The sequence below is a fragment of the Pseudomonas sp. 58(2021) genome, from assembly GCF_017491585.1.
Taxonomy (GTDB): domain Bacteria; phylum Pseudomonadota; class Gammaproteobacteria; order Pseudomonadales; family Pseudomonadaceae; genus Aquipseudomonas; species Aquipseudomonas fluorescens_BT.
On record NZ_JAFGYZ010000007.1, the window covers coordinates 240103 to 253879 of the forward strand.

The window sequence follows — 13777 nt, forward strand, 5'->3', positions numbered from 1 at the left end:
ATTCGAAAAACCAGTACAGATGCGGCGTAAATCGACAATTCAGTCCTGGAGACAGCAAATCTGTATGGAAATAATACAGATGTGTTGAATCTGTAATGCTTTTGTCGGCCCGCGCATCATGGAATCTCTGGCTACCCAAGTAAACAGGAGCGACAAAAATGAACGGCTTGAGCGATGTGCGGCTGACGTTACACAGTCAGGAACTGGAGGCAGGGCAACAGGACAACGCGCGCAACGAGATGCTGCGCAACGCGCCGTCCGGCCTGAACCGCTGGGGCCTGTTCTGGCATCGTCTGCACACACGCAAAGCGCTGCTGGGCCTGACGGCGGAGCAGCTCAAGGATGTCGGGCTGACTCGCGAACAGGCGCTGGAGGAGGGGTTGAAGCCGTTCTGGCGGATCTGAACGCTTTAGCGTCTGTTTCGGCCCCTTCGCGAGCAAGCCCGCTCCCACAGTAGTGGTGGTGTTCACAAAATCAGTGTCCACCACCGACCTTGTGGGAGCTGGCTTGCCAGCGATGGCGGCCTCAAGGACGCTACAAAATCATCAGACCAACTCTTTAAGGCGATGCCACAACATCCCCAACGCCAGCAACGGCGAGCGCAGATGCTTGCCACCGGGGAAGGTGATGTGGGGCACTTTGGCGAACAGGTCGAAACCGCCGCTGTGCTGGCCGCTGATGGCCTCGGCCAGCAACTTGCCCGCCAGGTGCGTGGCATTCACCCCGTGACCGGAATAGGCCTGGGCGTAATACACGTTCGGCTGATCGCTTAGCCGGCCAATCTGCGGCAGACGGTTGGCACCGATGCCGATCATCCCGCCCCACTGATACTCGATCTTCGCCGAGGCCAGTTGCGGGAACACTTCGAGCATCTTCGGCCGCATGTACGCGCCGATGTCCTTCGGATCACGACCCGAGTAATGGCAGGCGCCGCCGAACAGCAGACGACGGTCCGCCGAGAGGCGGTAGTAATCCAGCGCCACCCGCTGGTCGCAGACCGCCATGTTCTGTGGCAGCAGGGCGTGGGCCTGTTCTTCGCTCAGCGGTTCGGTGGCGATGATATAGCTGCCGGCGGGCAGCACCTTGCCGCTGAGTTGCGGATTCAGATTGTTGAGATAGGCGTTGCAGCCGAGCACCAGAGTCTTCGCCCGCACCGAGCCTTTCGCCGTGTACACCCGGACTTCAGGGCCGTAGTCGATGCGGGTGACCGCCGATTGTTCGAACAGCTTCACCCCCAGTTGCTGCGCCGCGGCGGCTTCGCCGAGTGCCAGGTTCAATGGATGCAGATGCCCGGAACCCATATCGATCAGGCCGCCGACGTAGCGTCTGGAGCCGACCACAGTGTGCATTTCGTTCGCTTGCAGCAGGCGGGTTTCGTAGCGGTAACCGAGGCTGCGCAGCTCTTCGGCGTCTTCGGCAAAACCTTCAAGGTCGGAAGGTTTGTTGGCGAGGTCGCAGTAGCCCCAGGTCAGGTCGCAGGGGATCTGAAAACGCTCGACGCGTTGTCGGACGATTTCCACGGCTTCCAGGCCCATGAGTTTCATCTGGCGCACGCCGTCGGCGCCGATCACATTGGCGAACTGATCGAGGCCGTGACCCACCCCGCGAATCAATTGCCCACCATTGCGGCCGCTGGCGCCCCAGCCAATCCGGTGCGCTTCCAGCAGCACGACGCTCAGCCCGCGATCTGCCAGCTCCAGCGCGGTGTTCAGCCCGGAGAAACCGCCGCCGACCACGCACACGTCCGCGATCAGCTCGCCTTGCAGCACCGGATGGTCGGGCTGCGGCAGGCTGCTGGCGGCGTAGTAAGAGGCAACGTGGGGTTGGCTCGCGAAGGCTTGGGCGCGGGCATTCATGGGCGTCATCCTGAACGGGTGTCGAGAAAATTTGACGGAGCATAAGCCGCAGGCCCGAGGCCGGGCAACATTGGTCGGCCCGTGGTGTCTGGATCACGGCTTTTGCGGCACAATTGCCGCCTATTTCGCTCCGGTTACCGCTGCAATGAGCTGCAACAGTCAGAAAATCCGCACCCTGCGTCAGCAGATTCCCACGTTCGAGTGCGTGCCGGGCTGTCATGACTGCTGTGGGCCGGTGACCACCTCGCCCGAGGAAATGTCCCGCCTGCCGCGCAAGACGCGCGCCGAGCAGGACGCGGCCATGGAGGAACTCAACTGTGTGCACCTGGGGCCGAACGGCTGCACGGTGTATGACGAACGGCCGCTGATCTGCCGCTTGTTTGGCACCACCCAGACCTTGCCGTGCCCCAACGGCCGTCGGCCGGTGGAGCTGATTCACCCACGGGTCGAGAAGCAGGTGTTCGAGTACATGGCCGAGAACCGGCAAGTGCTGGTCTGAGCGTTCAGTCCGGAATCGGCAGGCTCAGGCTCTCTTTCACTTCTTCCATCACGATGTAGCTCTTGGATTCGCGTACGTGCGGCAGCTTGAGCAGGATGTCGCCCAGCAGCTTGCGGTACGAGGCCATCTCGGAAATCCGCGCCTTCACCAGATAGTCGAAATCCCCTGACACCAGGTGGCACTCCAGTACGTGGGGCAATTTCAGCACCGCGCGTCGGAACTCTTCGAAAGTATCGCCGGACTTGTAGTCGAGGCTGATCTCGACGAACACCAGAAGACTACCCTTCAAGTGCTGCGGATTCAGGCGGGCGTTGTAGCCCATGATGATCCCCTCACGCTCCAGGCGTCGCACCCGCTCGGTGCAGGGCGTGGTGGAGAGCCCGACTTTTTCGCCCAGTTCAGTGAATGATATCCGCCCGTCCGCCTGCAGGATCCGCAAGATGTTGCGGTCGATCTTGTCCAGCTCACGTTTGGTCTGAGTGTTGGTACGCATAGGGGATGCGCCTCCGTGAAAAGGGTTTTTGCCGAGAATTGTCGCCAAATATAGGCGCTTATACAGTGAAAAGCACTGGCGAATCTTTTTTACACTGCGCGCATCATTGCTCTGACAACAGACGTACGCGGCACGCCGCGAGAGGGATACAAAAATGCGCGTTATGGTCTTGGGTAGCGGCGTCATCGGTACCGCCAGTGCTTACTATCTGGCCCGTGCCGGGTTTGAAGTGGTGGTGGTCGACCGGCAGCCCGCCGCGGCCATGGAGACCAGTTTCGCCAACGCCGGCCAGGTCTCGCCGGGCTACGCCTCGCCGTGGGCCGCGCCGGGCGTTCCGCTCAAGGCCATCAAATGGCTGCTGCAACGCCACGCGCCGCTGGCGATCAAGGCCACCGCCGACATCGACCAGTACCTGTGGATGGCGCAGATGCTGCGCAACTGCACCGCCAACCGTTACGCGGTGAACAAGGAGCGCATGGTGCGTCTGTCCGAGTACAGCCGCGACTGCCTCGACGAATTGCGCGCCGAAACCGGCATCGCCTACGAAGGTCGCAGCCTGGGCACCACCCAGCTGTTCCGCACCCAGGCTCAGCTTGATGGCGCCGCCAAGGACATCGCCGTCCTGAAAGAGTCCGGCGTACCGTTCGAAGTCCTCGACCGCGCCGGCATTGCCCGCGTCGAGCCGGCGCTGGCCAGCGTCACCGACATCCTCGCCGGTGCCCTGCGCCTGCCGAACGACCAGACCGGCGACTGCCAGATTTTCACCACCCGCCTCGCCGAAATGGCCGTGAACCTGGGTGTGGAATTCCGTTTCAACCAGGACATCCAGCGCCTCGACTTCGCCGGTGACCGCATCAACGGCGTGTGGATCGACGGCAAGCTGGAAACCGCCGACCGCTACGTGCTGGCCCTCGGCAGCTACTCGCCGCAACTGCTCAAGCCGCTGGGCATCAAGGCCCCGGTCTATCCGTTGAAGGGCTACTCGCTGACCGTGCCGATCACCAACCCGGCCATGGCCCCGACTTCGACCATCCTCGACGAGACCTACAAGGTCGCGATCACTCGTTTCGACAACCGCATCCGCGTTGGCGGCATGGCGGAGATCGCCGGTTTTGACCTGTCGCTCAACCCGCGTCGGCGCGAAACCCTGGAGATGATCGTCAACGACCTTTATCCTCAGGGCGGCAATCTGGCCGAAGCGAGTTTCTGGACCGGTCTGCGTCCAACCACGCCGGATGGCACGCCAATCGTCGGCGCCACCCCGTTCAAGAACCTGTTCCTGAACACCGGTCACGGCACCCTCGGCTGGACCATGGCGTGTGGCTCCGGTCGCTTGCTGGCTGACCTGATGGCGAAGAAAAAGCCGCAGATCAGCGCCGAAGGCCTCGATATTTCCCGTTATGGCAACAAGACCCAGGAGTCCGCAAAGCATGGCAATCCAGCGCCAGCTCACCAATGAGCGCATGAGTCAGATCGTCAGCCACAACGGTACGGTGTATCTGTCCGGGCAGGTCGGCGATGACTTCAACGCCGGTGTCGAACAGCAGACCCGCGACGTACTCGCCAACATCGAGCGTCTGCTCGATCTGGCCGGCACCGACAAACAGCATCTGCTGTCGGCGACGATCTATCTGAACGACATCGAGGCGCACTTTGCCGGCATGAATTCGGTGTGGGATCAGTGGCTGCCCAAAGGCGCCGCGCCGGCCCGTGCCACGGTTGAAGCGAAGATGGCCAAGCCGAGCATCCTGGTCGAGATCTCCATCGTCGCCGCGTTGCCGTAACACGTTGTAAAGATCCCTCTCCCGGTGCTGTTGGCGGTTCACGCCGCCAGCCAGCGCCGGTTTTTATTCCATGACCGCCAAGAAGTCTGCTGCCATGCGTCCTGCCCGTGCCCTGATCGACCTTCAAGCCCTGCGTCACAACTACCGTATCGCCCGCGAAGTCACCGGTGCCAAGGCATTGGCGGTGATCAAGGCCGATGCCTACGGCCACGGCGCAGTGCGATGTGCCCAGGCGCTGGAGGCTGAAGCGGATGGCTTCGCGGTGGCCTGTATCGAAGAAGCCCTGGAGCTGCGTGCCGCTGGCATTCGTGCGCCGGTGCTGTTGCTTGAAGGTTTTTTCGAAGCCGATGAGCTGGCGCTGATCGTCGAGCACGATTTCTGGTGTGTGGTGCATTCGCTGTGGCAGCTCGAAGCGATCGAACAGACGACGTTGAGCAAACCGATCACTGTGTGGCTGAAGCTCGATTCGGGCATGCACCGTGTCGGCCTGCATCCCAAGGATTACCCGGCGGCTTACCAGCGTCTGCTGGCCAGCGGCAAAGTGGCGAAAGTCGTGCTGATGAGCCACTTCGCCCGTGCCGATGAGCTGCACGAGCAGAGCAGCGCCGATCAGGTTGCAGTGTTTGAAGCGGCACGTCAGGGCCTGGCAGCCGAAGTCAGCCTGCGCAACTCGCCGGCGGTACTGGGCTGGCCACAGATTCACAGCGACTGGGTGCGTCCGGGCATCATGCTTTACGGTGCCACCCCTTTCGAAGAAGCCAACGCCGTGGCCGAGCGCCTGCAACCGGTGATGACGCTGGAGTCGAAAGTCATCAGCGTACGTGAATTGCCTGCCGGTGAACCGGTGGGCTATGGCGCCAAATTCATCACTGACAAACCGATGCGTATCGGCGTGGTCGCCATGGGTTACGCCGACGGCTATCCGCGCCAGGCGCCGACCGGCACCCCGGTGCTGGTCGCTGGCAAGCGCAGCCGCATTCTGGGCCGCGTGTCGATGGACATGCTGTGCATCGACCTGACCGATGTGCCGGAAGCCGGCCTGGGTTCGACCGTCGAGCTGTGGGGCAAGAACATCCTCGCCAGCGACGTGGCGAAGTGGGCGGATACCATTGCGTACCAGATCTTCTGCAACCTGCGCCGGGTGCCAAGGCTCTATTCCGGGGGTTGAAGCCCGGGCCGGGCACAAGTGTTGTAAATACTGAACGCTGTCGCCATGATAACGCTCAATATTTCTACAACACTCAGGAGGCCCAAGCCTTGGACGTCGGTGAACGACTGCAATCGATCCGCAAGCTCAAAGGGCTTTCCCAGCGTGAACTCGCCAAGCGCGCGGGCGTCACCAACAGCACCATTTCGATGATCGAAAAGAACAGTGTCAGCCCTTCGATCAGTTCGCTGAGGAAGGTGCTGGGCGGGATTCCCATGTCCATGGTCGAGTTCTTTTCCGAAGAAATCCTCCAGGAAAAACCGACCCAGATCGTCTACAAGGCCAACGAGCTGATCGACATTTCCGACGGCGCCGTGACCATGAAACTGGTCGGCCGCGCACACCCGAGCCGGGCCATCGCGTTTCTCAACGAAATCTATCCACCGGGCGCCGACACCGGCGAAGAAATGCTCACCCACGAAGGCGAAGAAACCGGAATTCTGGTGGAGGGGCGCCTGGAACTGGTGGTGGGCCTTGAAACTTTTATCCTCGAAGCCGGCGACAGCTACTACTTTGAAAGTACCAAGCCGCATCGTTTCCGTAATCCGTTCGACGCGCCGGCGCGACTAATCAGCGCAGCCACGCCGGCGAACTTTTAAACCGAGAGACGCCAGGCCACTGCGGCAAAGGTGTCCGGACTGTTTGACCGATGCGCAACAAGACCCCTTTAACTTTGGGGTTGTTTCAGTGTGGCGGGCTACCCGCTATACTTGCGCCCGCCTGCGAACCGTGGCCGCAGGCGTGAATAGCCACCATTGAGGGTGAACGCGTGAATCTAATTATGAAAATGCTGGCTGCACCAGCAACCGTACTGGCCCTCTGGGCTGTCAGCGCTCAAGCTGCGACGAATGACGACATTGCCAAACGCCTCGAGCCCGTCGGCCAGGTCTGTGTTCAAGGGCAAGAGTGCAAGGGGATGGAAGTCGCTGCTTCGGCGGGCGGCGGTGGCGGCGCCAAGACGCCGGATGAAGTGATTGCCAAACATTGCAACGCTTGCCACGGCACCGGCCTGCTGGGCGCACCGAAAATCGGTGACGCCGCAGCATGGAAAGAGCGCGCCGATCACCAGGGCGGCCTCGACGGCATCCTGGCCAAGGCCATCACCGGTATCAACTCCATGCCTCCGAAAGGCACCTGCGCCGACTGCTCGGATGATGAGCTGAAGGGCGCCATCCAGAAGATGTCCGGCCTGAAGTAAGGCGCGCTTCTGACGAAAAAAACCGTCTTCGGACGGTTTTTTTGTACCTGCGATTCAGGCCCGAGGCTGTTCATTGCAGCAAACAACCGGCAATCTCGGTCGTACCCCTATTCACGGAACGGGCAGGAGGCTTCAGATGGTGCAGTTGTGTTCGATCGAACAAGCAGTGGACGACGTACTGGCACGGTTGCCGGCGCACATCCACATGGGCCTGCCGCTGGGGCTGGGCAAACCCAATCCCTTCGTCAACGCGCTGTACCGGCGGGTTGCCGGATTGCCTGAACGGCAGCTGACGATCTACACCGCCCTGTGCCTCGGCCGTCCTGCCCTGGGCGATGGTTTGCAAAAGCGCTTCATCGAGCCCTTCGTCGAGCGGGTGTTCGGTGATTACCCGGAGCTGGAGTTTCTTGCTGACCTGCGCCGCGACAGCCTGCCGGCCAACATCCGTATCGAGCAATTTTTCATGCAGCCCGGCAGTCTGCTCAACAGCGCGCGGGCCCAGCAGGATTACGTCAGCAGCAACTACAGCCACGCCGCCCGTGACATCAACGCCGCCGGCCTGAACCTGGTGGCGCAGTTGCTCGCCAGCAGCAGCGAACACCCGGATCGCCTGAGCCTGAGCTGCAACCCGGACATCACCCTCGACCTGTTCCCGATGATCGCCAAACGCCGGGCGGCGGGGGAGACCATTCTGCTGGTCGGGCAGGTGCACACCGAGCTGCCGTACATGCCGGGCGACGCCGAAGTCGATATTGATACCTTTGACCTGCTGATCGACGAAAAGGACAGCAGCACACTGTTTTCCACGCCGAACATGCCCGTCGGCTTTCAGGATCACTTCATCGGCCTGCACGCCAGTACGTTGGTGCGCGACGGCGGCACGTTGCAGATCGGTATCGGTTCGATGGGCGATGCGCTGACCGCCGCGTTGCTGGCGCGTCAGGCCGACAATACCGGCTACCGGGAGTTGCTGGCCGATATGAATCTCAGCCAGTGGGCGCAACTGATCGAACGCGAGGGCGGCATCGAGCCGTTCGCCAAAGGCCTTTACGGTTGCAGCGAAATGTTCGTCAACGGCCTGCTGGTACTGGCGGACGCGGGGATCATCCGGCGCAAGGTCTACCCTGACGTGCAGACTCAGGAACAGGCCAACGCCGGCACCCTCGACGAGGCCGCGCAAACCGACGGCATTTCAGTGCACGGCGGTTTCTTCCTCGGACCGCGCAGCTTCTATGAGCGATTGCGCGAACTGCCCCACAGCAAACGTCTTGAATTCAACATGACCCGCATCAGCTACATCAACGAGCTGTACGGTCAGGAAGAGCTCAAGCGCCTGCAGCGCATTGATGCTCGATTCATCAACACCGCATTCACCATGACCCTGCTCGGGGCAGGGGTGTCCGATCAGCTACAGGATGGTCGGGTGCTCAGCGGCGTCGGCGGGCAGTACAACTTCGTCGCCCAGGGCCATGCGTTGCACGATGCGCGGTCGATCCTGCTGCTGCGCAGCTGGCGCGAATCCGGCGGCGATGTCAGTTCGAACATTGTCTGGGAGTACGGCCACTGCACGATTCCACGGCACCTGCGCGACATCGTGGTGACCGAGTACGGCATCGCCGATCTGCGCGGCAAGTCCGATGCAGTGGTGATCGAGGCGTTGCTCAATATCAGCGACTCACGCTTCCAGCAGGGCCTGATCGAACAGGCGCAGAAGGTCGGCAAGCTGCCGAAGGATTTTCCACTCGATCCGCGCTTTACCGACAACACGCCGCAACGCTTGCAGGCGATTGCCGCGCGGCATCCGAACCTGTTTCCGGAGTATCCGCTGGGCTGCGATTTCACTGAGGTCGAGAAGGATCTGTTGCGGGCGCTGAACTGGCTCAAGAGCAAGTTCAAGCTGACCGAGATTCTGGAGCTGGGCAAGGCAGCGCTGGACGCGCCTGAGGCTTCGCTGTATCCGGAGCATCTGGCGCGCATGCAGCTCACCCATCCGGAAGGCCTGAAGGAAGACCTGTTTCAACGGTTGTTGCTCAGTGGCCTGAAGGCCACCGCGCAATAGTGTTCACCGTAAAACCAACTGTGGGAGCAAGCCCGCTCCCACAGGGATAATGCGATGAAGCCGGGTTATTCGATGAAAGTCACCACGCCATCCTTCAGCGACTTCACGCGAGCCAGCGACTCGACGCGGTAACCCTGCGAATCAAGCTCCGCACGGCCGCCCTGAAACGACTTCTCGATCACGATGCCCAGGCCCGCGACGGTGGCGCCGGCCTGCTTGATGATCGAAATCAGCGCCTGGGACGCCTTACCGTTGGCCAGGAAGTCGTCGATGATCAGCACGCGGTCGCTGCTGGTCAGGTGACGCGGGGAGATGGCGACGGTGCTTTCGGTCTTCTTGGTGAACGAGTAAACGGTCGCCGACAGCAGGTTTTCAGTCAGGGTCAGGGACTGTTGCTTGCGGGCGAAGATCACCGGGACGCCGAGGTTCAGACCGGTCATGATCGCCGGGGCGATGCCCGACGCTTCGATGGTGACGATCTTGGTGATGCCGGAATCCTTGAACAGCGAGGCGAATTCGTCGCCGATCAGCTTCATCAGGGCCGGGTCGATCTGGTGGTTCAGGAAGGCGTCGACCTTCAGGACCTGGTCGGAAAGCACAATGCCTTGTTCGCGGATTTTCTGGTGCAATGCTTCCATGAAGCTGTCCTCTGTTGGCGCTTTGTGCGCCGAAGGTCTAGTAAAAAAGTGGTCAATTCTAGCGCTTTAACATCGCGCGTATATCAGCCAGTGCGCTGTTGCCCCGCACGGCTTTGACTTCGGTCGGTGTGTCGTCGTTGCCTTCCCAGGCCAGGTCGTCCGGCGGCAGCTCATCGAGGAAGCGGCTGGGCGCGCAGTCGATGATCTCGCCGTATTGTTTGCGCTTGGCGGCGAAGGTGAACGCGAGGGTCTGGCGCGCGCGGGTAATGCCCACGTAGGCCAGGCGGCGTTCTTCTTCGATGGTGTCGGCTTCGATGCTGGAGCGGTGCGGGAGGATTTCCTCTTCCATGCCCATGATGAACACGTAAGGGAATTCCAGGCCCTTGGACGCATGCAAGGTCATCATCTGCACGCCTTCGGCGCCGTCCTCTTCTTCCTGTTGACGTTCCAGCATGTCACGCAGGACCAGTTTGCCGATGGCGTCCTCGACGGTCATTTCGCCGTCTTCGTCTTTTTCCAGAGTGTTCTTCAAGGCTTCGATCAGGAACCAGACGTTGCTCATCCGGTAGTCCGCGGCCTTGTCGCTGGAACTGTTGGTGCGCAGCCAGTTCTCGTAGTCGATGTCCATGACCATGCTGCGCAGGGCCGAGATCGGGTCTTCGCCGGCGCATTGCTCGCGCACCTTGTCCATGAAGCGCTTGAAGCGCGACAGACGATCGGTGAAGCGGCTGTCCAGATGCTCGCCCAGGCCGAGTTCGTCGGTGGCGGCGTACATCGAAATCTTGCGTTCGGTGGCGTAGTTGCCGAGTTTTTCCAGGGTCGTCGAGCCGATTTCCCGGCGCGGTACGTTGATCACCCGCAGGAAGGCGTTGTCGTCGTCCGGGTTCACGATCAGGCGGAAGTAGGCCATCAGGTCTTTCACTTCCTGGCGGCCGAAGAAGCTGTTGCCGCCGCTCAAACGGTACGGCACCTGGTGGTGCTGCAGTTTCAGCTCGATCAGCTTGGCCTGGTAGTTACCGCGATAGAGGATCGCGAAATCGCTGTACGGGCGGTCGGTGCGCAAGTGCAGGCTGAGGATTTCCATGGCCACGCGCTCGGCTTCGGCGTCCTCGTTGCGGCAGCGGATCACGCGGATCTCGTCGCCGTGCCCCATCTCACTCCACAGCTGCTTTTCGAATTCGTGCGGGTTGTTCGAGATCAGCACGTTGGCGCAACGCAGGATGCGGCTGGTGGAGCGGTAGTTCTGCTCCAGCATCACCACTTTCAGGGACGGATAGTCGTCCTTGAGCAGCATCAGGTTTTCCGGCCGCGCGCCGCGCCAGGCGTAGATCGACTGGTCGTCGTCGCCTACCACGGTGAACTGGTTGCGCTTGCCAATGAGCATTTTCACCAGCAGGTACTGGCTGGCGTTGGTGTCCTGGTATTCGTCGACCAGCAGGTAACGCACCTTGTTCTGCCACTTTTCGAGGATGTCGGCGTGTTCTTCGAAGAGTTTTACCGGCAGCAGGATCAGGTCGTCGAAGTCCACCGCGTTGAACGCCTTGAGCGTGCGCTGGTAGTGGGTGTAGACGATGGCAGCGGTCTGTTCCTTGGGGTTGCGGGCGTTTTCCAGGGCCTGGGCCGGCAGGATCAGGTCGTTTTTCCAGGCGCCGATCATGTTCTTGATCTCGTCGACGCCGTCGTCGCCTGCGTATTCCTTCTGCATGATGTCAGTCATCAGCGACTTGACGTCGGTCTCATCGAAGATCGAGAAACCGGGTTTGTAGCCCAGCCGTTCATGTTCCTTGCGGATGATGTTCAGGCCCAGGTTGTGGAAGGTGCAAACGGTCAGGCCGCGACCTTCACCTGGACGCAGCAGGGTGCCGACCCGTTCCTTCATCTCCCGCGCAGCCTTGTTGGTGAAGGTCATGGCGACGATGTACTGGGCGCGAATGCCGCAGTTCTGGATCAGGTGCGCGATCTTGCGGGTGATCACGCTGGTCTTGCCGGAGCCGGCACCGGCGAGCACCAATAGAGGGCCGCCGACGTAGTTCACGGCTTCTTGCTGCCGGGGATTGAGTCGGGACATACGAAAATTCGGGAGTCGTTGACGAAATGGGCCGGCATTTTAACAGGCTCAGCGATTTGTGCTGCTCTCTCCGACTTGTGACGTACCACGCGATTCAAATTTGCCGGTTTTGTTACTTTCACGCAGGATGCGCGGTGATTTTGCGGCTAATGTACTCATTCGTGACACAAAATAACGTTTTGATAACCGTTGTCATTGGTCATTGTTCTTCGCAACGGCATAATGCCCGCCGCCCACATCATTGCAGAGTCTAGGGAGTCAGCTTGTCTACGCCTGTCGAACCCTTGCGTTTGCTGCTACTGGCCGAAGAGCCAGCGTGGACAGCGTTATTGCGCGAGTGTCTGGCTCCGATGGGGAGCGCAGCGGTGCTGATCAGCGCGCCAAGCTGGGAGTCGGTCAGCACTCTGTTCGAAGACAACCGCCATGCGGTGCTGTTGACTGTTCCCGCGTTGCAGCCGGCGCCCGGCCGGTGCAACCTGCCGACGGTGTTGCTGCTGGAGCACGAACCGGCGACCGCGCCCGACGGCGTCAGCGACTGGCTGGTGTTCGATGCCCTCGATGCCGGCATGCTGCGGCGTTGCCTGCGCCATGTGCGCGAACGCGGCGTGCTGGAAAACACCTTGCAACGTCTGGCGGAACAGGATCCGCTGACCGGTATCGCCAACCGCCAGGGCTTTCAGACCTTGCTGGCGGCGCGCCTTGCCGAAAATGACGGCCGTGGCCTGGCCCTCGGCCATCTCGATCTTGATAACTTCCGCTACGCCAACGATGCCCTCGGCCACCAGGCCGGCGACCGCTTGATCCTGCAAGTGGTCGCCCGGCTGAAAAGTCAGCTGGAGGCCGGCGATCAACTGGCGCGTCTGGGCAGCGATGAATTCGCCCTGCTGATCGACACCCGTCGCGCCCCGCAACGGGCCGAATGGATGGCTGAGCGTATTACCGAAGCCTTGGCCGAGCCTTACTGGATCGACGGTGAAAGCCTGTTGATCGGTTCCAGTCTGGGCATCGCCCATGCCCGTGCGCAGGGGGGGGCCGATCCATTGATGTGGCACGCGCACATTGCCATGCAGCAGGCCAAGAGCACTCAAGGCTGCACCTTTCACATCTTCAACGAACGGATCAACCGCAACGCCCGGAGCATTGCCGACCTCGAAAGTGAGTTGCGCCGGGCGCTGCGCCGCGACGAACTGGAGCTGCATTACCAGCCGCGCCTGAACCTGCAGGACGGCCAGATCGTCGGCCTCGAGGCGTTGGTGCGCTGGCGTCACAGTGAACGCGGTCTGCTGCCGCCGAGCGAATTCGTGCCGCTGGCCGAGCAGAGCGGTCTGATCGTGCCGCTGGGTTACTGGGTCATTTCCCGGGCCCTGCGCGACATGCAGGCCTTGCGCGAACGCGGATTGCCGGCGCTGCACATGGCGATCAACCTGTCGTTCCGCCAGTTCCAGGACAGCCAGTTGCTGCCGACCCTCAGCCGTTTGATTGCGGAGCGCGGGGTTGAGGCGCAATGGCTGGAATTCGAACTCACCGAAACCGCCGTGATGCGTCGCAGCGATCTGGTCAAGCAAACCATGGACGCCCTCGGTCGCCTCGGCGTGCGGTTCTCGCTGGATGATTTCGGCACCGGGTTCTCGTCGTTCGTGCACCTCAACAGCCTGCCGATCACCTTGCTGAAGATCGACAAGAGCTTCGTTGGCGGCATGGAACAGCGCGAAGAGAACCGCAAACTGGTGCACGCGATGATCAACCTTGCACACAACCTGCACCTGGAGGTGGTGGCCGAAGGGGTGGAAACCCGGGAGCAACTGGATCTGTTGCGCGGGTTCGGCTGCGATCAGGTGCAGGGTTACCTGATCAGCAAGCCGTTGCCACTGGCGGAGCTGGTTGACTATCTGATTGCTGACGCCAGCCAGCCTCCGCTGGGGATCGTGGTTTAGCCTCAAATCCCTGTGGGAGCGAGCGTGCTCCCGCAGGGAAA

General features: G+C 61.3%; 13 protein-coding genes. 9 read left to right on the plus strand and 4 right to left on the minus strand.

Features of this window, described 5'->3' with window-relative positions; genetic code table 11:
• Window positions 1–158 precede the first annotated feature (158 nt).
• Window positions 159–404, plus strand: a complete 246-nt coding sequence (locus tag J5M72_RS10720; RefSeq protein ID WP_169432447.1) for a DUF1127 domain-containing protein — start codon at window positions 159–161, stop codon at window positions 402–404.
• A 141-nt stretch (window positions 405–545) separates the two neighbouring features.
• Here J5M72_RS10720 and J5M72_RS10725 read toward each other — a convergent pair whose 3' ends face one another.
• Window positions 546–1856 carry an FAD-binding oxidoreductase gene (locus tag J5M72_RS10725; RefSeq protein WP_207865436.1) on the minus strand — a complete coding sequence of 437 codons (1311 nt, stop codon included), beginning with the start codon at window positions 1854–1856 and terminating at the stop codon, window positions 546–548.
• Between the two features lie 145 nt (window positions 1857–2001).
• Here J5M72_RS10725 and J5M72_RS10730 point away from each other — a divergent pair, with 145 nt between their 5' ends.
• On the plus strand, window positions 2002–2355 hold the full coding sequence (locus J5M72_RS10730) for a YkgJ family cysteine cluster protein (RefSeq protein ID WP_007954485.1): 354 nt from the start codon (window positions 2002–2004) through the stop codon (window positions 2353–2355).
• Between the two features lie 4 nt (window positions 2356–2359).
• On the opposite strand, the gene J5M72_RS10735 is transcribed toward J5M72_RS10730, so the two are convergent.
• On the minus strand, window positions 2360–2848 hold the full coding sequence (locus tag J5M72_RS10735) for an Lrp/AsnC ligand binding domain-containing protein (protein WP_003177284.1): 489 nt from the start codon (window positions 2846–2848) through the stop codon (window positions 2360–2362).
• A 154-nt stretch (window positions 2849–3002) separates the two neighbouring features.
• On the opposite strand from J5M72_RS10735, the gene dadA reads away from it, so the two are divergent.
• The 6 genes from dadA to J5M72_RS10765 all read left to right on the plus strand — a co-directional run bounded on the left by dadA (window position 3003) and on the right by J5M72_RS10765 (window position 9096).
• Window positions 3003–4307 (plus strand): D-amino acid dehydrogenase, encoded by a 1305-nt coding sequence (gene dadA, locus J5M72_RS10740; protein WP_085708888.1) that lies wholly within the window; start codon window positions 3003–3005, stop codon window positions 4305–4307.
• Entirely contained in the window at window positions 4279–4632 is a 354-nt protein-coding gene (locus J5M72_RS10745; protein WP_039765240.1) for a RidA family protein, read from the plus strand. The genes dadA and J5M72_RS10745 overlap by 29 nt, the downstream gene beginning before the upstream one ends.
• Before the next feature lie 94 nt (window positions 4633–4726).
• Window positions 4727–5800: an alanine racemase gene (gene alr, locus J5M72_RS10750; protein ID WP_207865452.1), complete on the plus strand. Its 1074-nt coding sequence runs from the start codon at window positions 4727–4729 to the stop codon at window positions 5798–5800.
• An 89-nt stretch (window positions 5801–5889) separates the two neighbouring features.
• Window positions 5890–6438 carry a cupin domain-containing protein gene (locus tag J5M72_RS10755; protein WP_003229444.1) on the plus strand — a complete coding sequence of 183 codons (549 nt, stop codon included), beginning with the start codon at window positions 5890–5892 and terminating at the stop codon, window positions 6436–6438.
• Window positions 6439–6620: 182 nt separating this feature from the next.
• Window positions 6621–7037 (plus strand): c-type cytochrome, encoded by a 417-nt coding sequence (locus J5M72_RS10760; RefSeq protein ID WP_034152043.1) that lies wholly within the window; start codon window positions 6621–6623, stop codon window positions 7035–7037.
• Between the two features lie 136 nt (window positions 7038–7173).
• Window positions 7174–9096, plus strand: coding sequence for an acetyl-CoA hydrolase/transferase family protein (locus J5M72_RS10765; protein ID WP_207865437.1), 1923 nt, complete (start codon window positions 7174–7176; stop codon window positions 9094–9096).
• A gap of 65 nt (window positions 9097–9161) precedes the next feature.
• On the opposite strand, the gene J5M72_RS10770 is transcribed toward J5M72_RS10765, so the two are convergent.
• Window positions 9162–9734 (minus strand): xanthine phosphoribosyltransferase, encoded by a 573-nt coding sequence (locus tag J5M72_RS10770; RefSeq protein ID WP_007920398.1) that lies wholly within the window; start codon window positions 9732–9734, stop codon window positions 9162–9164.
• Window positions 9735–9792: 58 nt separating this feature from the next.
• Window positions 9793–11802, minus strand: a complete 2010-nt coding sequence (rep, locus tag J5M72_RS10775; protein ID WP_039765244.1) for a DNA helicase Rep — start codon at window positions 11800–11802, stop codon at window positions 9793–9795.
• Between the two features lie 263 nt (window positions 11803–12065).
• Between rep and J5M72_RS10780 the strand changes: the two genes are divergently transcribed.
• Window positions 12066–13736 (plus strand): bifunctional diguanylate cyclase/phosphodiesterase, encoded by a 1671-nt coding sequence (locus tag J5M72_RS10780; RefSeq protein ID WP_169432444.1) that lies wholly within the window; start codon window positions 12066–12068, stop codon window positions 13734–13736.
• Window positions 13737–13777: the final 41 nt, after the last annotated feature.

Bases quoted from the DNA above. Each gene is read 5' to 3' on its own strand.
- J5M72_RS10720 (WP_169432447.1), top strand. From the start codon at position 159: ATGAACGGCTTGAGCGATGTGCGGCTGACGTTACACAGTCAGGAACTG.
- J5M72_RS10725 (WP_207865436.1), bottom strand. From the start codon at position 1,856: ATGAATGCCCGCGCCCAAGCCTTCGCGAGCCAACCCCACGTTGCCTCT.
- J5M72_RS10730 (WP_007954485.1), top strand. From the start codon at position 2,002: ATGAGCTGCAACAGTCAGAAAATCCGCACCCTGCGTCAGCAGATTCCC.
- J5M72_RS10735 (WP_003177284.1), bottom strand. From the start codon at position 2,848: ATGCGTACCAACACTCAGACCAAACGTGAGCTGGACAAGATCGACCGC.
- dadA (WP_085708888.1), top strand. From the start codon at position 3,003: ATGCGCGTTATGGTCTTGGGTAGCGGCGTCATCGGTACCGCCAGTGCT.
- J5M72_RS10745 (WP_039765240.1), top strand. From the start codon at position 4,279: ATGGCAATCCAGCGCCAGCTCACCAATGAGCGCATGAGTCAGATCGTC.
- alr (WP_207865452.1), top strand. From the start codon at position 4,727: ATGCGTCCTGCCCGTGCCCTGATCGACCTTCAAGCCCTGCGTCACAAC.
- J5M72_RS10760 (WP_034152043.1), top strand. From the start codon at position 6,621: ATGAAAATGCTGGCTGCACCAGCAACCGTACTGGCCCTCTGGGCTGTC.
- J5M72_RS10765 (WP_207865437.1), top strand. From the start codon at position 7,174: ATGGTGCAGTTGTGTTCGATCGAACAAGCAGTGGACGACGTACTGGCA.
- J5M72_RS10770 (WP_007920398.1), bottom strand. From the start codon at position 9,734: ATGGAAGCATTGCACCAGAAAATCCGCGAACAAGGCATTGTGCTTTCC.
- rep (WP_039765244.1), bottom strand. From the start codon at position 11,802: ATGTCCCGACTCAATCCCCGGCAGCAAGAAGCCGTGAACTACGTCGGC.